This is a genomic window from Rhizobium sp. A37_96 (genome assembly GCF_053521765.1).
Genome location: NZ_JBNWDS010000017.1, coordinates 70,053 through 90,291 on the forward strand (window position 1 = coordinate 70,053; position 20,239 = coordinate 90,291).

The window sequence follows — 20,239 nt, forward strand, 5'->3', positions numbered from 1 at the left end:
CCGCCGCGCGGCCGCATGATTGAGATTTGGTACCGGATCGCCGGCCACTCAAAGGACGCCACCATGCTCCCACCGATGCCGAGAGCACCTTCTAAAGGTCAAGGCGACGGACCCTGAACGGCGTAGCCGCGCGCTGTCATGCGCCAGGCGACCAGCCGAAGTTCGGCGCCACCGTCTGCGCAAGGTCGGTCAGTAGCCGTATGTTCTCGGCAAGATTGAAGGCGGGCGGCAGGAAAAGCACAACCTCGTCTGCGGCGGCAAGGCCCGGGTCGCTGAGGACCGCCTCGATCACCTGGTCCGGGGTGCCCTGAAAGACCGGGGATATCTGGATCCCGGTTGGCTGATTGGCCGGCGCCAGGGCGCCCTTGGGGCGGGATGCGGCGATGCCGTGGGTGCGACGCTCGAAATCGTAAGCGGCGTATTTTTCCCGGAGTTCGGTAGTGGTGCCCACCAGAATCGAGGCCGCGACGGTGACCGGTGGCGGCTCGGTACCCCATTTATGGGTCCATTTGGTGCGGAAAGCCTCGATGGAGCGGGCCTGATACTCCCCGAACGTCTCGCCTTCGGCATGATCGTGCTGCACGGTTCCGGAGATCAGCCCGATCCCGAGTTCGGCGGCTTGCACAGCCGAGGCCAGGCTGGCCGAGCCCTGCCGGATCCGGGAGCGCAGGGTCGGGCTGTGCGGCGTTACGCGCAGTTCCGTGCCTTCCGGGGCACCCTGACCCGGCCCATCGACGACGTGCAGGACCGTGCCCGAGAGCGCGTCAAGGAAGCGTGCCTGCCGGCGCTTGGCCTCTGTCCGCGCATCTGTGTCGACCGCGCCGAAAACCGCGTCGAATGCGGCATTGGCGCCGGTCGAGATGGCCAGCTCCAGCCGGCCGCCGATCAACAGATCGGTGGTCCCGGCTGCTTCGGCGAGCAGGATCGGATCCTGGTAGCGCATCGGGATGACCGCCGAGCCCAGCGTGATATGCTGCGTATGCTGGCCGGCCGCGGCGAAGAACGGAAGTGGCGAGGACAGATAATGGTCGAAATGCCGCTGGTAGGCCCAGCCGGATTGATAACCCAGCCGCTCTGCCGCCTTGAACAGCTCGATCCCGTCGCGCAGCCCCTGCGCCGGCCCTGCTTCGTCGTTGAATGCCACCCGGGTGTTGAAACCGAGCCGTCGCTTCGGACGAAAGATCGCGGGCAGGGGGCTGACAGATGCGGCTATGGTCATGCGATCTTTTCCTGGTTGATGATCCGGCGAAGTTGCGGGTGCGGTGCGCGGGCGATACCGGCGACGCCGGTCGGGATCGATTCCAGCAACGACACGGTATAGGGCTGCCGGGGGCTGTCGAATATGTCCTTGACTCTACCCTGTTCGACGATACGCCCGCGCTGCATGACCGAGACGGTGTGGGCGAGCTGGCGCACGAGGGCCAGATCGTGCGAGACGAAGACATAGGTCAGGCCGAGGCTGGCTTGCAGCGAGAGCAACACCTCGACGATGTCGGCCTGAACGCTGACGTCGAGCGCGGAGGTAGGCTCGTCGAGAACGATTACATCCGGCTTCAGGACCAGCGCCCGGGCGATGGCGACGCGCTGGCGCTGGCCGCCTGACAAGGCTTGCGGCCTGCGCGAAAGCAGATGTTCGCCAAGCCCGACATCGTCCAGCGCCTCGCGGACGCGCGCCGCCCGTTCGTCGCGGGTTCCGATGTCGAACCTGTCGAGCGGCTCGCGAACCAGCTGCTCGACCTTCCAGGTCGGGTCGAGCGAGGTGAACGGGTTTTGATAGACGAGCTGAAGATGGCGCCATACCGTGCGCAAAGATTGTTGCGAGCGACCGGTGAGCTTTTCCCCGGCGATCGAAATGTGCCCGGTATCCGGCTGATCGAGCCCAAGCAGCAGCCGGATTGTCGTCGTCTTGCCCGAGCCCGACTCGCCGACGAGCGCGTGGGTGGTGCCGGCCCGGACGGTGAACGATACGTCGTCAACGGCGGTCAGCACCTTGCCATCGACGGTGAAGCTCTTCGTGATGCCGCTAACTTCGATCTTCGGCGTGGTAGTGGCATCGGCGTCAAGCAAACGGAAGCCGGGATCGCGAAGCTTGTGGTAACGGTCGGGGTTGAGGGCCGGGACGTCGGCATGCAGCTTCTTCGCGTAGGCGGACGCAGGCGCGGAAAAGACGGTCGCGGTGTTGCCGGCTTCCTGAACAACGCCGCCCTTGAGGACGACAAGCGAGTCTGCCCGCTCGGCGGCGATCGCCAGATCGTGGGTAATGAGGAGCAGACTGATATCCAGCTCGTGCTGCAAGCGCGAAAGCAGATCGAGAATCCGCTTCTGGATCGTGACGTCAAGCGCGGAGGTCGGCTCATCCGCGACCAGCAGCAGCGGCCGCGGCAGGACCGCAAGACCGATCAGCACCCGTTGAAGCATCCCGCCGGACAATTGGTGGGGATAGGAGTCGTAGACACGCTGGGGGTTATCGAGCCCGACCTCGGCGAACGTCTCCAGGACGAGCGCCTTGCGGACGATCTTGTTGGGCTCGTCGACAAGCGCGGCCGCTTCCATCGCCTGGGCACCGATCGTCCGCACCGGATTGAGCGCATTGGCGGGGTCCTGCGGGACGAAGCCGATGGCTCGTCCCCGCAGCGGCCGGAACCGCCGCTCGGGCAGCCCCAGCATGTCCTGGCCCTCGAACTCGACGCGGCCGGCGGCGCGTCCTCCGCCGGGGAGCAGCCGCAGGACCGCGCGGGCAATGGTCGACTTGCCTGAGCCCGACTCTCCGATGAGGGCAAGGCTCCTGCCGCGGCCCAGCTCGAATCCGACATTGGAAACGACCTCATGTGGCCCGTAGGAGACGGACAGGCCGTCTACCTGGAGCAGGGGCGCTGGCCGAGGCGACGACACCGCCGTACCGTCGGGACGGGCGAGAACTGCATTCAGTCTGTCTTGCGAAGCCATCGGCTGATCCTATTCACAGAGAGGACGGTCGCGATCGTGACGAAGGCGGGCGCGTAAACCAGCCAGGGCCATTTGAGGTAGTCCTTGCCGATTGAAATCAGCAAACCCCAGTCGGAGGCCGGTGGCGGATCGCCATAGCCGAGGAACGCGAGGCTGGCGATCACCAGGATCGAATCGCCGAACTGCAGCACCGCAAGCGGCAGCACGGAGCGCGACGCGTTCGGCAGGACGTGCCGCCATAGAATGTGCCAGCGCGAGCCTCCCAGCAGAAACGAGGCTTCGATGAAGGTCGCCTGCCTGGTCTTGATGACCTCTGAGCGCATCACCCGGGCGAAAACGGCCACCGACGAGACGCCGGTGGCGATGGCGGCGTTGGTGGTGTCGAAGCCGATCGCGGTGACGACGATGACGGCAAGCAGGAACTTCGGAATGGCAAGCAGCACGTCGACGAGGCGGGCAAGCACGGTATCGACACGACCGCCGAGGAAGCCCGCCAGGAGGCCGATGAGCCCACCGGCCACGACGCCGATGACGACGGCGATAAGCGCGCTCCTGACGGAGGAAGCCGAGCCATAGACGACGCGGGTATAGAGATCGCGACCCAGGTGATCGGTTCCGAACCAGTGTCCGGCACTGGGACCGAGCAGCTTTTGAGCGGGAACGCCGATGGCCGGGTTGTGGCTGGTGAACAGGCCCGGCGCGAGCGACCAGGCGATCACGATCGCAACGACCAGAAACGAGAGCGCGACGATCGGCGGCAATCGCGGAACAGCCAGCAAACCGGCCGCCTTGATGCGCGAGGACGTGGCGGCGGAGACGAGGGTCATGACGTCACCGCCTTGGAAATGCCGGCGGAGCCTTCGTCCACGGCCGCCGGGCGGGCCTCCGCATTGCCGACAAGCTTTATGCGCGGGTCGAGCAGCGGATAGACAAGGTCGGCGATGAGATTGACCAGCACGAAGACCACCGCCGCCAGCGACACCACCGCTTGCAGGACGGGCAAATCCTGCGTGCTCACCGAGCGCTGTACGAGACTGCCGACGCCGGTGCGTCCGAAGACCGCCTCGGTTATGAGCGAGCCGCCGAGCAGCTCGCCGACGGTGAGCGCTACGACGGTGACGACGGGAAGCGAAGACGGCTTCAGCAGGTGCTTGGCAAAGAGGCGCATCTGCCCGAGGCCGCGGCTCCGCGCGACGGCGGCGTATTCCTGTCCCGACTCGTGGTCGAGATTGGCGATGAGCACCTCGGCGATTTGCGCCGAGATGGGGATACCGAGCGCGACCGCCGCAAAAAGGGTCGCCCAGAAGCTGTCGGGCTCAATGACGCGGAAGAGACCGAACTGAAAGCCGAAGATATGAATCAGCACCAGGCCAATCACGAAATTCGGCACCGACAGGCACAGGGACGGAAAACCCCGTAGCAAGCCCTGGCCGAACCTTTTGGGAAGGAATTGGGTGCCGTATGAAATCACGATCGCCAGCAGCAGCGCGACGGCGAGAGCCGCAAAGGCAAGGACCAGCGTCGAGGGAAGCACCTCGGCAATCATGGTCGTCACGGGTCGGTTGGTTCGCATCGACAGGCCCAGGTCGCCGATCAGGAAGTGGGACAAGGAGGTCGACAGTTGGACCAGGACCGGTTTGTCCAGGCCCTGAGCGGCGATGATTTCCTTGATCTCTTCCTCGGTGAACCCGTTCTGCGGATTGCGCAGGACGTTCGTCACGGGGTCGCCCGGCAGGATGCTGACGACGACGAAGGTGAAGACATAGGCCAGCAGAATGACGACAACGGCCTGCACGAGGCGCTTTGCGGCGTAGGTTAGATAGGCATTGCTCATGCCGGTCACCTCCTCGGTTGCTCGGTTGAACTGTGCGGGCTACGCGCTTTTCGTGGCCACGTAATAGCTGGCGTAGGCGACGCCGTTGTATGTCTCGCCCTTGAGTTTCGGAGACTGGACATAGATGCGCTGGACGATCTGCGTTCGCGGGATGAAATAGCCTTGTTCGAGGACGTATTTCTGCAGCTCGTCGAGGAGCGGATTGCGGATTTCGGCGGAGCCGGCGCTGGCGATCTTATCGCGCAGCTCGTTGAGTTTCTCGTCGCTCTCCCCGAGGGCGAACCAATTCTCGCCATTGTTGGCGTCTGTGAGGATGCTGGCGACTGTACCGGCGTCGATGAAGCTGCGCGTGACCTCATAGGCCGGCACGGCCGGGCCGCCATACTGGACCTTCTGGCCGAAGGTCACGACGTCGTAGGCCCGGATATCGACCTTCCAGCCGATCGCGGCCAATTGCTGGGCGATGAGCTCGTCGATCGATTTCGAGGTCGCGAGGTAGGGGTTGGAGTTGAGCGTCAATGACAGCTGCTTGCCGTCTTTTGCGCGTATGCCGTCGGCGCCCTTGATCCATCCAGCCTCGTCGAGCAGCTTCTCGGCCTTGTCGGGATTGTAGGCGAGCAGGTCGCTATGATCAGTCGCGCCGGGCACGTTGCTCTGGATGAACGAGGTCGCGAGCTTCCAGTCGGGCGTATAGACGGTATCGATGATTTCCTGGCGATTGATGCCCGCCTGCAGGGCTTGGCGTACTTTCACGTCGTCGTAAGGTGCAAGCTTGGTGTTGATGGCCCAGCCATTCACGAAACCAAGATAACGCGGCGTCGCGACCGTGAAGCCGTCCTGCTTGAGGGATGTCAGTTCCTGTGGCGAGGCGTTGTAGGCGATGTCGGCCTGCCCGGACTGGACAGCGGCGACGCGCAAGGATGGTTCGGATACCAGCTTGTAGGTGATCGTATCGAGGAAGGCCGGACCCGTGTGGCCGACTGCCGCCGGACCCCAGTTGTAATCCTTTCTCTTCACCAGTTTGACAAAGTCTCCTTCCTTCCAGGAGTCGACCAGATACGGGCCGCTGCCGGAGGTCTTGCTCAAGTCGGCCTGCTGGGCGGCCGGCTGAGCGATCGTCTTCGGGGAGATGAGGATCGATCCGTGATAGCCGAGCGTCGGTATGAAGCCGAGTGTCGGCGCCTTGAAGAAGACCTTCACGGTCGCTGCGTCAGCGGCCTCGGCATGGTCGTAGGTCTTCGGGAAGAGCCCGATCGGGTTGATGCCCTCTTTCTTGCGGCCGGCGTACCATATGTCGAGATTGGCCACGACGGCGGCCGCGTCGAGCGGCGTGCCGTCGGAGAAGGTCGCGCCGCCTTTAAGGTGAAGGGTGAATTCGGTGGCCTTGTCATTCTGCTCCCAACGTTCGGCAATCCAGGGGCTGACCTTGCCGTCGGCGTCGACGTAGACAAGCTTGTCGGTCACATGGCCCCAGATATGACCCTGGAAGCTGGAAATCGCGCTGTTGTTCGGGATCCAGGTATCGCCCAACGAGTCGATGAGGAAGGTGATGTCTCCGCCATTGACGGCTTCGCCGGCACTGTAAGCCGGAGTGAGGCCCGCCATCGTCGCCAGGGCTCCGGTTGCCACTGCGGAAGTGGTGATCAACAGACGGCGCCGGGAAAGGGACAGCGAGAAAAGGCGTTCGGTCATGGAGAGATCCTGCTGGTTCGGTTTCGGCGAGTTCGTGAAACAAAGCCTATGCAGGCAGAACCAAAGGAGAAAGACTGGTTGTTCTTTTTCTACTAAATTTATGGATTATTTTGTCCGGTTTTGGCGCGTGCGGGGGTCGGCTTTTTTCAAGGCCCGTCGCCGAGAGACGTAGCAGGGTTAAAACCCTCCTTGGCGATCGAACTTCGCGGACTGATCGTATCCGGATCGATTTTTGAAATTGGGCGGCTTGAGGATCCGCAATGGCCGTAGTTTGCCGACGAACCGTTCAACCTCCACCTCTCAAGCTGCCGGCGTGCGCCCGTTGCTGCACGGTCTTGCAGGGTTTGATGCCAAAGGGGACGCAGAAAGCAGTGCGCGATTTTCGCGCGGCATACCGATTTTCTGATCGGCAGATGGTGGAGGATTTCAGGTCTCTTCGACCTGAAGTCCTCCACGCTTTGGTCAGGCCACCAGCTTTTCGCCGGACAGATGACGTTCCAGGAAGGGAAGGCTGTCCTGGCCCCAATAGAGCTCGCCGTCATAGCGGAAGGTCGGAAGGCCGAAGACGCCGGCCTCCTTTGCAATTTCGCGATTGCTGCTCCAGAGGTCGCTGACATCGGAAAGGGCCGCGTGTGCTTCGAGGGCTGCACCGTCAAATCCGGCCGCATCGGCAATCGCCTTTCGCACATCGGCATTGCCGATGTCTGCGCCGGCACTCCAGAAGGCGCGCTGCAGCGCCCTGGTCAGCCCCACCCAGTCCAGGTCCTTGAGCTGGGCCGCCAAAATGAGAAAGCCGGCAGGAGTCGGGTCGGAGAGCGCGGACCGATTGGTGAAATCGAGCGTTTTGCCGCGAAGAGAAGCCCAGCGCCGGAGATCCTTCACCCCGTAGGCGCGGCGAGCGTCGGGGCGGTCACGCGAGTAGATCGCGCCATTCTCGACGATCAGCGGAATGAGATAGGGGCGAATTTCGGCGCCGGATTGCGCCGCCAGCTCGATGAACGGGTCGAAGCCTATATAGGCCCACGGCGATCCGATCCCGAAGAAATAGTCAATGGTTTTGGTCATAAGGCTTTCCTCCAGACAGGATGTATTGGCCGGTTGCACTATCGAAGACGGAAAGCGCGCAGTCGCGTGCCATCAAGACGGCCTGGGGATCACGGCCGACGGCGACCGTTGCGAGCGCTCCTTCGTAAAGCAGAGACATGTGCGCGGCAGCCTGTTCGGTCGAACACCTGGCAGCCGCCATGATGGAGCGAAAGATGTCGCCCACGGCTTTTTTGTGCTCGCGGGCGATCGAGACCACGCGCTCGGAATCGCCATGTTCGGCGACGGCCAATGCAAAGGCGCAGCCGCGAAACTCGGGACTGTCGGCCTTTTCGAACAGGCGCTCGAAAATCAGCGCGATCTGGTCGCGCGGTTGCAGCGCGACGTTCGATATGACATCTCCCAGCTGGAGAAGCACGCGCTCGTGACGCTCCGTCAGATAGGCTGCGACAAGATGATCCTTGGACGGAAAGTGCCGGTAGAGGGTGGCTTTGGCGACATTGGCTTCGTCGACGATGCGGTCGATGCCGACGGCGCGAATGCCTTCCTTGTAGAAGAGGGTGCCGGCGGTGTTCAGTATATGCTCGGATATTTTCATTGTGTCGGTCCGGATGCCTTCGCATGCATCATCCCGGGACAAGCCCGTTTGATGTGCTTTCGGCCTCGAATGGATAAGGGTGGAGAAAGACAGGTAGTTCTCGGCAAGCCGGCGCAGATTAGCGAAAGGAAGCAGCGCCGTGAAGCCACCTTGTCGCACCGCCGACCCGGCAATTTCCTGGGCAGCCCTGTTGAATGGCGTCTCTATCGCGTGCAGGCGCCCGAGAAAAACGACCTCTCCGTTCAGATAGTCGACTTCGCTTGAGGCGCCGCGCGTGAAACTCTGCCAGGTCGACTGCTGGCCGGGCTGAATGCCGGAGTTTTCGGCGATCTTCCAGTGCGCCATGCTGACCGTGCGTTCCGAGGGCGACGCGAACGTATGGCCAGCCGCCGTCAGAACAGTCTCGGTCTCCTGAACAAGGGCGGCGCTGAAGGCGGCTCGCTCGCTTTCGGGTCCGTCGAAGAGTTCCAGCACGTTGCGCACGTTGTGAAGAAGCTTCGCCGCCTTCCACCGCTGAATAGCGTCGGTCGCCTCGGCGATGTAATCGGACCGGCCAAGATCGGCGACGAGCTTGGCAGCCGTCTCGTCCGTGCCGCGCGGATAACGGCCGATGGTGACGATCGCCACTTGCGGATCACCGCCGACCACGACGTGACCGGTCTCGGTGAAGCGGGCAGGGGTCAGTATGCTGGCGCCATAGACGTTCGCAAAAAGCCTAAGAGCCGCCGCCTCGGTTGCCAGGCCGTTTTGAAACGTGACGATCGGCAGGCTGGAAGCCGTCAGCTCCGGAGCATCCTCGACCGGCCGCCAGGCCCAGACGGAGAGAGCTTCCGCGACATCCTGCGATTTCACCGTCAGCAACAGGATATCGTCCCGCCGCAGCGACGGCGGCTCTGCGGTATCGAAGGCTTTCAGCCGGATCTGCCGCGTCCCGGCGGGCCGCCGGTAGGTGAGGCCGTGATCGATGATGTGCCTTATCTGCGCCCCGCGTCCGACAAGAGCATAGTCGATGCCCGAAAGCTCGAACTGGGCGGCAAGGCTGGCACCGACAGCACCAGCTCCGATAATGATGTAGCGCGTCATGCTCGCCTTTCGGAAATCGTGTCCAGGAGTTCTCGCGGGCCTTCCGTCTGCCGGGAGCCGGAGATTGAACCGGACGTTTTTTCCCCGCTGAGGAGTTGCCGCTCTTCCTCGGCTTTCCGGTTCCACCGGTCGCATGCCGAGCGCCCGAGAATCGAAATTGAGGTGTCTTCCTGGGGGGCGTGGACGAGAACCGATTGGATGTCGCGGAAGTGCCGCTCGATTCCCAGATCGCCGTTGAGGCCGGGATTGCCAAGCGTGCGAACGGCCAGTTGAACCGCGTCGCGTATATTGCGCGCCGCAAGCAGCCGCGCCCTGATCAGAGCTTCCGGTTCGTCCAGCGAATGGTCGAGCGCATTGAACAGGATTTGCCTTGCTCCCCCCACGAGCAGGTCGATCTCCCCGGCCGCCGAAATGAACCTGTCCGTTCTTGCAATCGGAACGCCGAGATTGGCGGGTATCCGTTCGTGACCGAAGCGGATGAACGCCTCCTGCGCAGCTTCGGCGGCTCCGAGATATATGGCGGTCAGCGCGACGGAGGCGGCGGCATGGGCGCGATTGTCCTGCGTGCCGATGGAGGTATCGACCAGATCGAGGACGTCTTCGAGCGGCACCTCGACATCTTTGAACTCCACGTCGTGCGAGCCGCTGGCCCGCATTCCCAGGCTCTTCCAGTTCTCGATGACCTTGATGCCGGGACGTTCCGATGGCACGACGAAAGTACCGACCCGTTGCGGCGTTTCATCGGTGCGCGCCCAGACGAGGAAATGGGTCAGGCCAAGCGCGCCCGTGACGAAACGCTTGCGGCCGGAAATTGCCCAGCCGTTCGCCGTCCGGCGCGCCAATGTATCGGGAAGTCCACCCCGCGCCGGGGAGCCAAGCTCGGGTTCGACCCGCGCCGCGTTCAGCAGGATCGGACGATCCCGCGCGTCGTCGAGCAAACGCAGGTATAGCGGCTCCGGCCAGCGGTTGGCCGCCGCCTGGCCGAGATGGGTGAAGATGGTCATGGCGCTGATCAGGGCCACCGAAGGATCGCCGCGGCCCAGAGCCGCAAGGATACGCCCGACATCGGCAATGCCCGCGCCCTTGCCACCGAACCGGGCCGACACCGCGCTTTCAAGAAGACCGGCGGCATGAACGACCTCTATGCCGGGCCAGGGAAAGGCGCCCGATGCGTCCGCCGCAGGGGCCGCGGCGGCAAGCTTCCGGGTGACTTCCGCCAGATCGATTGTGCTGTAAGACACGTTGCATCAGCCTCTTTGAAGTGGCGAAGAATGGCATTGCGCGGCGCTCACCGTGCGATGACCGATCCTTGCGGGCTACAGTCCGAATGGTGTTTGCCGGGGCCTCAAGACGGTGGATCAGGCGACCGCTTGTTGCGGCGCCTCACGCTCCGCCAGACCCGCCCTGACGAGGGGCAGAATATAGCGGCCGTAGTCGATGGCATCGTTCAGATTGTCGTAACCGCGGATCGAGATCAGATCCGCGCCAAGATCGACGTAGTCGAGAATGGAATCTGCGATCGTTCTTGGCGAGCCAACCAGCGCGGTGGACGCACCGCGTGCGTTGGTTGCCGTCACCGTCGGATACCAGAGAGCCCGGTCGTGCACATCGCCGCGGGAGGCGATTTCAAGCAGGCGCTGCGAGCCGACATTCTGCGGAGAGGGGGCGGCCGGCGGAACCTTGCCAAGCCCCTTGGCGCGATTTTCCTTGAGCAGGTCGAGGGTGCGATGCGCCTTGGCCCAGGCAAGCTCGTCGGTTTCCGCAACAATCGGACGGAAGGTGACCCAGATCCGCGGGCGATCCTTGCGTCCGGCGCGGGCCGCTTCGGCATAGACGCGATCGATCTGCTGCCTGGTTTCCGCCAGCGGCTCGCCCCACAGCCCGAAGATATCGGCAAGTTCGCCACCGATGCGATAGGCGTCGTCCGACGACCCGCCGACCGATACCGGGATGGTGCCGTTGACCGGACGCACCCGGCTATGGAACTGCTTGAATTGATAGTACCGGCCGTCGAAGTCGAAAGGTTCGCCCGACTGCCAGACGCGACGCAGGATGCGGATATACTCCTCCTGCCGCTCATAACGCTGACGTTTGTCGAGGAAGTCGCCTTCCTTGGCCTGCTCTTCATCGCTTCCGCCGGCAATGAAGTGGACGACCACGCGGCCGCCGCTCAGCTGATCGAGCGTCGCGAGCGATTTCGCCGCGACCGTCGGATAGATCGTATTCGGGCGGAGAGCGATGATGATCTTGATATTCTTCGTATGGGCCGCGACCGTCGCGCCGATGGTGAAGGGATCGAAGGATGCGGTATCATAGGGAATGAGGGTATAGTTGAAACCGTAATCGTCGAGCGAGCGGGCGTAACGCTCCAGGAACTGCGGGTCGATTGCCGGATTCTCGAGAGGATTAAGCTCGGTCGAGGCGTTCGGAAAGGTGATGCTGATGAATTCGGTCGGCATATCTATATCCCTGTGGTTTGCTTCACCTGATCGTGTGCCGAAAAGCTAACGCGGCCCCTGTGCCTCAGAAAGACAGGTCATTCTTTTTCTACAAAATTTGTAGAATATTTGTGCTTTGACCGTTTCTCCCCCGGAAGCTGAGTCCGTCTCGACGTTTCATAATTACTCGGCCTCTATCCTTTCAAAGTGGAACCGAGCGGCGATGCCCCCGGTGAAAATGGGTTACGACGCTGCGATCGCCTTCTTCCGGGTTCGTCGCACCCGTTGCCAAGAGGCGCAGCCATAAACGAAATCAGGCCGGAAACGGATGGCGCCTCAATCCATTGCAAAAAGGCCCGGTTGGGATACCGGGCCTTTCCTCTCCTGCTCGGAGGTCTGAGCGGGAGATGTGTCGAACTTGGTTCAGCTGCGCGGCTTAGAAGCTGCGCTGGAAGCGGAGGATACCGGCCCACTGGTCCTGGTTGACGGAATCGAAGTTGGTATAGGTGACTTCCGGCTCGATGAGCAGGTTCTTGACCGGGTTGAACTTGAGGTTCGTGGTCGCTTCGAAGATCTTCGAGTCGGTGTAGGCGAGCTGCAGGTTCCACTTCAGCTTGCTGTTGATCGGAACGCCGACGCCGCCCCAGACGGCCCAGTCGCCCCAGCCGCACAGATCGCCGCGGCCAGCCGGGCAAGCTGATGCGTTCAGGTTCGAGCCGGCATACTGGTTCAGCTTCTTGCCGTCGGTGTTGTAGCCGCCCATCAGGAAGGCCGTGAAGGCGCCGAAGTCGGCGTCGATACGAGCCTTAACGGCCCCTTCCTCGACGATCGAGTCATAGCCGCCGACGACCTTGACGCCGAAGCCGCCGGTCTTGTAGCCGGCACCGGCAACCACGTTCGGAGCGTAGTGGTCAGCCTTCGACTGAACCCAGGCGCCGCCGAAGGACGACGAGTCCGAACCGGAGTTGGAGTCTTCGAGCGAAACCACAGCCGTGAAGCCGTTGCCGGCATCGTAGTTGTAGGTCAGCTGGTTGAGTTCGTACGGGCCGTCCCAGATCACGTCGTCGTTGATGACGTCGCCGGCGTAGCCGGTGTACAGGTTGTACTGCGAGTCCTGCTTACCGACCAGGAAACCGCCGAGGCTGATGTTGGCCCAGAGCAGCTTGGTGGTGGTGGAGCCGCCGTCGTTCCAGTCGAAACGATAGACGGTGTTGGTCTTCAGCGGACCGTATTCGGTGTCGGTCGCGGTGTCGACGCTCAGCTGGGCGCGGGTGTGCCAGTAGGTGCCGCGGTTGCCGCCAGGGCCCGGATTGTAGGCGTTGTACCAGCCGCCTTCGGTACGGACCATGCCGCCGACCTTGAGGCAGGTTTCGGTGCCCGGGATGAAGAAGTAGCCAGCACCATAGGCGTCGCAGATGCGGACGTATTCCAGCGGCTCCGGCTCGGCAGCGACGATCGCGTCAGCCGCGTGAGCACCCGATACTGCTGCCAGCGCAGCAGCGGAGCCGAGAAGAAGGCTCTTGATGTTCATAGTAACTCCAGTTCCAATATCGATTAGGTATGACTATCCACGCCGAGAAAATCGACGCGCCCTACCCCACCTGGTTTTCAAACGTTGACCCCTGATCTGGGAGAACCAAGACATTCAGTCTCGATTCCGACATGATACATGACGGGACTTGGAGGCGATGTTTAGTAATGTATTTCTATAAAATTTATAGATTATAGAACAGCGTATTCTGTTGCGTAATTGTCACGGTATTGTCATGGGTATACCCGTCCGCAGGCAGGGAGCTGCCGGCGTCATCAGCGGCAAGTAGGCGCAATGGGCCTGTGCTGGGCGGTTCAATATCGCTGGCGAAACGGGCAGAAGCGACAGAGGCGCGATCATGCCGCAGGCATCCACGCCCAGCGATCGGCAGGCGCCTTGGATCGGTTCAGAAAGCCGCTGCGTCAAAGCAAGGAGGCAATGGGGCCGTTCTCTTGGCGATATGAAGCCGCCCGGCGCAATTTCATTGCGCCGCCAGCTCAACTGCCCCCGCTGAAACCTGCCGATCGGATGCGTGAAAATCGACCAGCAGCAACGCGATTTCGTAGCCGCGCCGTTGCAGCCAATGGGCAACGGTACGGGCCCGAACGCCAAGAAGATCGTCGATCAGGACCACTCTTGCGCCTCTCACCGAGATGGTGCGGTAGGCGACGCCCAGCAATTGCCCTCCTTCGGACGACAAGGTTCCCTCAAGATGGACCGTCTCGAATTCTTCGGGTGTCCGCACGTCGAGCAGGTAGGTGGTCCGATTGGGGTCGCCGGCCCACTTTCTTGCCGTATCGAGATCGATTTCCGGGAATTGATCAGGCTCGCTCAATGTTGCGATATGCTGGCGCGCGAAGTCGCGCGCCTCGTCCGTCGGGTCGCGATAGACGCGTGTCCTGCCGCTTTCCAGTTGAAGGCCCGCAGCGCTCCAGGCTTTTGTTCCGTCGTCGAGATAGGCAACCCGGTTTGGAACGTTCGCGTCGATGAGCGTCTGGGCGCCGAGGATGGCGCGCGGCAGTCCGGCACAGGAAACCACGACCCTTGTCGTTTCCGAGGGGACAATATCCCTATAGCGCAAAACCAATTCCGCCCCGGGAACGCTGACTGCGCCCGGGACGTGATCGCGGGCGAATTCCGCCACCGTGCGCGTATCGATGACGATCACGTCTTCGCCTGCGTCCTGCAGCTTTTTCAGCTCCAGCGCCGAAATGGCTGGCGTCTTCCTTTCCTTTTCGACGGCCTTGGAGAAGTCCACGCCGGGTATGTCGAATGTCGGCAGCGGAGCGCCGTCATCGGCTGCGGTCCAGGCTGGTATGCCGCCCTCGAGCGTAAAGATATTCGGCCAGCCGGCCGCCCCCAGCTCGTCGGCCAGGCGCGACGCAATCCCGTCGCCCGCATCGACAAGCACGATACGAACGGCTTTGCGCGGCACGAACCGGCCGAGTTCGTTCACAACCCGGTCTGCCGGCAGGTTGGTGGCAAATAAAGGCGAAGCATAGCCGACAATGGCGGGATCGCGAATGTCGAGCACGGCAAGCTCCTTGCCATCCTCCAGCCAATTGCGAAAGGTGTCCTTGGAAATCGTCTTCTGGCTCATGATTTCGCTCCCGTGCGATGCCGTTTCCTCCTTCAAACCTAGCGCCGGAGTTCGCCGGTGACGACGGTGGAGCCAGGCGCAATCGCCCGGCAAATGGGAAAGCATTTTTATAGTCTATAAAATCTATAGATAAAATTTTCTTACGATGAGGCCGATGCTTTCCTACTGTCTCGGTCATCGAACAGCGACGCGTTCGACCGTGCAGGTTCGATGCGCTGTTCTCGTCCGTCGCCAAGGAAAGGCATTATCGGAATGACCTGTTTGTCGCGCCTTTTTCAGAGAGTCGTCCTGCCAATCGCTCTGGCGGCCTCGTTCTCCATGTCCGCATCGGCCCAGTCCGCAGCGGATCTTTCAACGGTGACGGTCACAATCGGGACGCCGAACAAGACCGGCCTCCATCGTCAGCTGATTGCCGCCGGCGAGGTCGAGAATGTTCCCTATAAGATCAAGTGGGCCGATTTCGATTCGACGCCGCCGCTTGTCGAGGCGTTAAGGGCCGGACATGTGGATATCGCCGCGGGAGGCGATACCGGCGTGCTTTCGGCGATTGCAAACGGCGTGAAGGTGACGATCCTGGCCGCGACCTGGGAGCGCAAGGAAAGCGGCAGCGCCATTCTGGTGCGTGGGGATTCCGATCTCGGCAAGGTGGCCGATCTCAAGGGTCGCAAGGTGGCGCTCCCTTACTTCACCAAGCAGCACTATCAATTCGCCAAGGCATTGGAACAGGCCGGCGTGCCGTGGGATCCAAAGCTGATCCTCAACCTCAACACGACGGACGGCCTGTCCGCTTTGGTCAATGGCCAGGTCGACGCCTTTGTCGTCTGGGACCCGAATACCGCGATCGCCCAGCAGCAGCACGGCGCCCGCATCCTCCAGTCCCTGAGCAAGGTCATCGATACGGCCGGCGTGCTCTACGCGCCGACCTCCTCGCTTGCCGATCCGGCTCGCAAGGCTGCTCTTGAAGATCTCACGCGCCGGATCATCCGTGCGCAGGCCTGGGTCAACGCCCACCCGCAGGAATGGTCGGCGCAGGTCGCCAAGCTGTCCCAGATCTCACCGGACGCCGCCAATCTCCAGACCAGCCGTTCTTTCCAGGAATACGCTCCGGCAACGGATGCGAATGCCTTGAAGGGCTGGCAACAGGAAGTGGCTTATTTTCACCAGAGCGGACAATTCAAGAACGAGTTTCAGGTGGAGAATTACGTCGCCAAGGATTTTGACGATGTGATCAACAGCGAAAACAAGAAGCTCGCAAAGACAAATTGATGGCGACGCTAGCAAGCCTTTCGGACGATACGTCGCCTCTATCGACACCTCGAAGAACCGTTTCGCGGTCGGAGCTTGCGGATCTCGAGCGTATTGTGCCGGTTGGCCGTCAGCGTCGGCGATTTATTCCGGGCGGCGTCATCGGCAAGGGGCTCGGCCCCGCAGCGCTGGTGCTGCTGTGGTCCGTCGGCACGAGTTACGGCTGGATATCGCCGGACCTTCTGCCGACGCCTCAGACGCTTTGGGCGACGCTGATCGATCTCATTACCAGCGGCGATCTCTCCGACGCCCTGACCTTGTCGCTGCAGCGGGTCGCGGCTGGCTTTTGCTTCGGCTTCGTCATCGGTGTCGGTCTTGCGCTCGTTTCGGGACTTTTCCGCCTGGGAGAGGATTTGATCGACGCTCCGATGCAGATGGCACGCACCCTTCCATGGGCAGGCCTCGTGCCGCTTCTGATTATCTGGCTTGGCATAGACGAGACGCCGAAGATCGCGCTCGTCGCATTCGCGGTGACGTTCCCGCTCTACATCAACACCTTTGCCGGCATCCGCAATGTCGACAAGGCGCTGGTCGAGGCAGCGCAGACCCTGTCCTTCGGGCGAGCCGCCCTGATCTTTCAGGTCATCCTGCCCGGTGCCTTGCCCAACCTCCTGGTCGGCCTGCGCTATTCGCTGGGCTCCGCATGGCTGGCGCTCGTTTTTGCCGAGACCGTCAATGCTCAAGGCGGGCTTGGCTATCTCATCATGCATGCACGCGAGGTCTATCGCGTCGATATCATCATTCTCTGCCTCGTCATTTATGCCCTTCTCGGGCTCAGTGCCGATCTGGTCGTGCGGCTGTTGGAGCGGATACTGCTCCGCTGGCGCCAGAACTTCGACGGGGCGTGAGGATGGACAGTTCAGCTCCCAATCCTGCTGCCGGCCTTGCCGTGAGCGTTCAGGGTGTCGTTCGCCGCTTCGGAGACAGAACGATCATAGACCGGCTGAGCCTCGATATCAGGCGAGGGGAGTTCGTCGCCCTGCTGGGCACAAGTGGCTGCGGAAAAAGTACGCTGCTTCGCATCCTGGCGGGTCTCGATCGCGAAATCGAAGGCGAGGTCTTTGTCTCGCGCCGGCGTGGCGTTGCGTTCCAGTCGCCACGGCTCTTTCCATGGAAAAAGGTCTGGAGCAATGTCGTTGCGGGGCTGCCCGCCGGGCGCAACAAGGCGCGAGCCGAAAATGCCCTTGCCGAGGTTGGTCTTGCCCACCGCCGCGATGCCTGGCCCAAGGATTTGTCCGGTGGCGAGGCCCAGCGCGCTTCGCTCGCGCGGGCGCTTGTGCGCAATCCCGATCTCCTGTTGCTGGACGAGCCTTTCGGAGCGCTCGATGCTCTGACGCGCATCAAGGCACAGGCACTCGTCGCCGATCTCTGGCAGAAACATCGTCAGGCTGTTCTTCTCGTCACCCACGATGTGGAAGAGGCCCTGCTGCTTGCCGACCGTGTGCTGGTCATGCGGGACGGCATCGTGGCCCATGAGGCGCCGGTTGATCTGCCGCGCCCCCGTTCGGCGGGCGGCGCGGAATTCGACCGGCTGCGATCGCAGCTTCTGGCATGGCTGGGGGTCGCCGGCCCGGCAGCCGGCAAATTCGACATGGGCACGGGTAAGCCGGCGGGAGGAAAGCTCATGACGCAGGTTCAATTCGGGCAGGCCGCAATTCAAGGAGCATTGCATGACCAGGATCAGTGACGGCTGGGGCAGCGGTCCCAGCGCCCGATATGATGAGATCGCCGCCCATTTCCGCCCGATTTTCGAGCGGATCGCTCAAACCGCGATCGAGAGAGATCAGGAGCGGCGCCTCCCCTTCAGGGAGGTCGAATGGCTGCGCGAGGCGGGATTTGGCGGTCTTCGCATTCCGAAAGCCTATGGAGGGAGCGAACTGACCTTGCCGGAATTGTTTGCTCTTCTGATCGAGCTATCGGCGGCGGATCCCAACATCACGAATATCTTCCGCAGTCATCAAGGCTTTACGGAGGATCTGCTCAACGCGCCCCATGATCAATGGCGCGACGAGTGGCTGTCCCGCCTGGGCGGCGGCGAGATGATCGGCAGCGGGTTCTCCGAGCTCGCCGGGGCGAAGGTGGGCGACTATGCGACGACGATTGTCACGGATGGTGACGGCTATCGCCTGAACGGCGAAAAATTCTACACGACAGGCTCGATCTACGCGGACTGGATCAATCTCGGCGCGATTGACGGATCGGGAGAGCCGATCGCCGCCCTCGTCCCGACCTCGGCAGCAGGCGTCGAAATTCTGGACGATTGGGATGGCTTCGGGCAGGCGCTGAGCGGCAGCGGCACGGCACGGTTCAAGGATGTCCGGCTGGAAAGCTTCCATATCAAGCCGAATTCGGCGCGTTTCCCCTATACGACGGCGTTCTTTCAGCTTGTGCATCTCGCAAGCCTCGCCGGGATCGGCCGAGCCGCCGCCGGCGAGCTATCGCGACATGTGGGCGCGCGGGCACGCATATACCCGCGCGGGAACGGCGCGGCGAGCGCAGAGGATCCTCAGGTCCTTGAAGTCGTCGGCCGGGTGAGGGGTCCGGCATATGCCGCGGGCGCCATCGTGCTGAACGTCGCCGCCGCCCTTCAGCGATCCTATGAAGCTAACCTCGCCGGAGTTGACCCGACCGAAACGGATATTCATCTGCTGGCAGAGATCGAAACGAGCCAGTCGGTGACGGTCATCTCGAAGCTGATCCTGGAGGCGACGACCGTGCTCTTCGACGCTCTCGGGGCATCGGCGGCCAAACGAGCAACGGCCCTGGATCGTCATTGGCGCAATGCCCGCACGATTACATCGCACAATCCGCGCATCTATCACGACCGCGTCGTCGGCGAATTTGCCGTCTCCGGCAAGAAGCCCGTCGCGGTCGGTTACCGAAAGATCATCACGCCCTTCAGCACGACAAGCGAAGTGGCGGAATTGGGCGGGGTATAGACAACAACATGCCAAATGCTCCCGCCACGCAGCGGGAGTTCAATGCAGTTGGCAGCAACGCATTCGCAAGGCACCTCTGCCGGGAACGGGCCTCTTTGCGCTATTCGGCAGGCGGCGATGCTTCCGCGTTCGCCGGAGCTGTCGAGGCGATATCACCGCTATTGGGCTATCCGGACGATCAGCTTGCCGAAATTCTTTCCTTCGAGAAGGCCCATGAACGCTTCCGGTGCGTTCTCAAGTCCGTCCACGATATCTTCCCTGTACTTGAGGCGTCCTTCTGCGATCCACTGCGCCGCCTCGCGATAGAAATCGGGGCGCTGGTCGACGAATTCGCGCTGTATGAAGCCTCGTATCGTCAGGCTTCGGCGCAGGATGCCTCGCATCACCGTCGGAAGCTGATTGTGCCCCTCCGAGATCGAAGGCTCTTCGTTGTAATGGGCGATCAGTCCGCAGACCGGGACGCGCGCGAAGTCGTTGAGCAACGGAAACACCGCGTTCCAGACGTGACCACCGACATTCTCGAAATAGACGTCGATGCCATTCGGGCAGGCGGCCTCGAGCCGGCTGGCGAAATCGCTCGAACGATGATCTATCACGGCGTCGAAGCCGAATTCCCGGCTCGCATAATCGCATTTCTCCGCGCCGCCGGCGATGCCGACGACCCGCGCTCCGAAAATCCTGGCTATCTGGCCGACTGCGGAGCCGACGGCACCGCTTGCCGCCGCAACCACCAGGGTTTCGCCGGCTTTGGGTTTGCCGATATTGCGAAGCCCTGCATAGGCGGTGAAGCCGGTCATGCCGAGAATGCCGAGCGCCGTCGTGATCGGCGCTGCGTCCGGATCAAGCTTGCGCAATGCGGACCCGTCCGAGATCGCATAGCTCTGCCAACCGGAATGCGAGAGAACGATATCCCCTGGCTTGAACGCCGCGTTGCGGCTGCTGATGACCCGGGCGACCGTTCCCCCTTCCATGACGCCGTCGATCTCGACTGACTTGGCATAGGATTTTGCATCGTCCATGCGGCCGCGCATGTAGGGATCAAGAGAAAGATAGAGGATCTGGAGAAGAACCTCGCCTTCGCCGATATCCCGAACCGTCTCTTGTTCAAGCCGGAAATTGGCCGCGACCGGTTTTCCGGTGGGGCGGGACGCAAGCACGATGCGTGTGGTGACGGGCTGGGTGGCCATGCATATGTTTCCTGGCTCTGATTTGTTTTAACAATGAAACTT

General features: G+C 62.2%; 16 protein-coding genes and 1 pseudogene. 4 read left to right on the forward strand and 13 right to left on the reverse strand.

Annotated elements, in window-relative coordinates; translation table 11 throughout:
* Nucleotides 1-136 precede the first annotated feature (136 nt).
* From ACQZ6J_RS28995 to ACQZ6J_RS29050, 12 genes and pseudogenes are all read right to left on the reverse strand, one after another.
* On the reverse strand, nt 137-1,219 hold the full coding sequence (locus ACQZ6J_RS28995; RefSeq protein ID WP_449086545.1) for an LLM class flavin-dependent oxidoreductase: 1,083 nt from the start codon (nt 1,217-1,219) through the stop codon (nt 137-139).
* Entirely contained in the window at nt 1,216-2,946 is a 1,731-nt protein-coding gene (locus ACQZ6J_RS29000) for a dipeptide ABC transporter ATP-binding protein (RefSeq protein WP_449086546.1), read from the reverse strand. The genes ACQZ6J_RS28995 and ACQZ6J_RS29000 overlap by 4 nt, the downstream gene beginning before the upstream one ends.
* Entirely contained in the window at nt 2,925-3,773 is an 849-nt protein-coding gene (locus ACQZ6J_RS29005; RefSeq protein WP_449086547.1) for an ABC transporter permease, read from the reverse strand. Before ACQZ6J_RS29005 ends, ACQZ6J_RS29000 begins: the two co-directional genes overlap by 22 nt.
* Nucleotides 3,770-4,780: an ABC transporter permease gene (locus ACQZ6J_RS29010; RefSeq protein ID WP_449086548.1), complete on the reverse strand. Its 1,011-nt coding sequence runs from the start codon at nt 4,778-4,780 to the stop codon at nt 3,770-3,772. Before ACQZ6J_RS29010 ends, ACQZ6J_RS29005 begins: the two co-directional genes overlap by 4 nt.
* A 39-nt stretch (nt 4,781-4,819) precedes the next feature.
* Nucleotides 4,820-6,472, reverse strand: a complete 1,653-nt coding sequence (locus ACQZ6J_RS29015) for an ABC transporter substrate-binding protein (protein ID WP_449086549.1) — start codon at nt 6,470-6,472, stop codon at nt 4,820-4,822.
* 462 nt (nt 6,473-6,934) lie between these two features.
* Nucleotides 6,935-7,537 (reverse strand): DsbA family protein, encoded by a 603-nt coding sequence (locus ACQZ6J_RS29020; RefSeq protein WP_449086550.1) that lies wholly within the window; start codon nt 7,535-7,537, stop codon nt 6,935-6,937.
* Nucleotides 7,521-8,114 (reverse strand): TetR/AcrR family transcriptional regulator, encoded by a 594-nt coding sequence (locus tag ACQZ6J_RS29025; RefSeq protein WP_163993089.1) that lies wholly within the window; start codon nt 8,112-8,114, stop codon nt 7,521-7,523. Before ACQZ6J_RS29025 ends, ACQZ6J_RS29020 begins: the two co-directional genes overlap by 17 nt.
* 57 nt (nt 8,115-8,171) lie before the next feature.
* Nucleotides 8,172-9,197: pseudogene (locus ACQZ6J_RS29030) on the reverse strand (ketopantoate reductase family protein); the annotation flags it as partial.
* The gene (locus ACQZ6J_RS29035) at nt 9,194-10,438 is read right to left on the reverse strand and encodes an acyl-CoA dehydrogenase family protein (RefSeq protein WP_449086551.1); all 1,245 of its coding nucleotides are present in this window, start codon (nt 10,436-10,438) and stop codon (nt 9,194-9,196) included. The pseudogene ACQZ6J_RS29030 and the gene ACQZ6J_RS29035, both read right to left, overlap by 4 nt.
* 117 nt (nt 10,439-10,555) lie before the next feature.
* The gene (locus ACQZ6J_RS29040) at nt 10,556-11,656 is read right to left on the reverse strand and encodes an LLM class flavin-dependent oxidoreductase (RefSeq protein ID WP_449086552.1); all 1,101 of its coding nucleotides are present in this window, start codon (nt 11,654-11,656) and stop codon (nt 10,556-10,558) included.
* Nucleotides 11,657-12,071: 415 nt separating this feature from the next.
* Nucleotides 12,072-13,166 carry a porin gene (locus ACQZ6J_RS29045; RefSeq protein ID WP_449086553.1) on the reverse strand — a complete coding sequence of 365 codons (1,095 nt, stop codon included), beginning with the start codon at nt 13,164-13,166 and terminating at the stop codon, nt 12,072-12,074.
* 481 nt (nt 13,167-13,647) lie between these two features.
* Nucleotides 13,648-14,766, reverse strand: a complete 1,119-nt coding sequence (locus tag ACQZ6J_RS29050; protein WP_449086554.1) for a rhodanese-like domain-containing protein — start codon at nt 14,764-14,766, stop codon at nt 13,648-13,650.
* A gap of 357 nt (nt 14,767-15,123) precedes the next feature.
* Between ACQZ6J_RS29050 and ACQZ6J_RS29055 the strand changes: the two genes are divergently transcribed.
* The 4 genes from ACQZ6J_RS29055 to ACQZ6J_RS29070 are packed head-to-tail and all read left to right on the forward strand — an operon-like array spanning nt 15,124 to nt 19,010.
* Entirely contained in the window at nt 15,124-16,032 is a 909-nt protein-coding gene (locus tag ACQZ6J_RS29055; protein WP_449086555.1) for an ABC transporter substrate-binding protein, read from the forward strand.
* Complete coding sequence (locus ACQZ6J_RS29060; RefSeq protein WP_449086556.1) at nt 16,032-16,919, forward strand: ABC transporter permease; 888 nt, start codon at nt 16,032-16,034, stop codon at nt 16,917-16,919. The genes ACQZ6J_RS29055 and ACQZ6J_RS29060 overlap by 1 nt, the downstream gene beginning before the upstream one ends.
* Nucleotides 16,920-16,921: 2 nt before the next feature.
* Nucleotides 16,922-17,758 carry an ABC transporter ATP-binding protein gene (locus ACQZ6J_RS29065; protein WP_449086557.1) on the forward strand — a complete coding sequence of 279 codons (837 nt, stop codon included), beginning with the start codon at nt 16,922-16,924 and terminating at the stop codon, nt 17,756-17,758.
* Nucleotides 17,742-19,010, forward strand: coding sequence for an acyl-CoA dehydrogenase family protein (locus ACQZ6J_RS29070; protein ID WP_449086558.1), 1,269 nt, complete (start codon nt 17,742-17,744; stop codon nt 19,008-19,010). Before ACQZ6J_RS29065 ends, ACQZ6J_RS29070 begins: the two co-directional genes overlap by 17 nt.
* Before the next feature lie 158 nt (nt 19,011-19,168).
* On the opposite strand, the gene ACQZ6J_RS29075 is transcribed toward ACQZ6J_RS29070, so the two are convergent.
* On the reverse strand, nt 19,169-20,197 hold the full coding sequence (locus ACQZ6J_RS29075; RefSeq protein ID WP_449086559.1) for an NADP-dependent oxidoreductase: 1,029 nt from the start codon (nt 20,195-20,197) through the stop codon (nt 19,169-19,171).
* Nucleotides 20,198-20,239 lie beyond the last annotated feature (42 nt).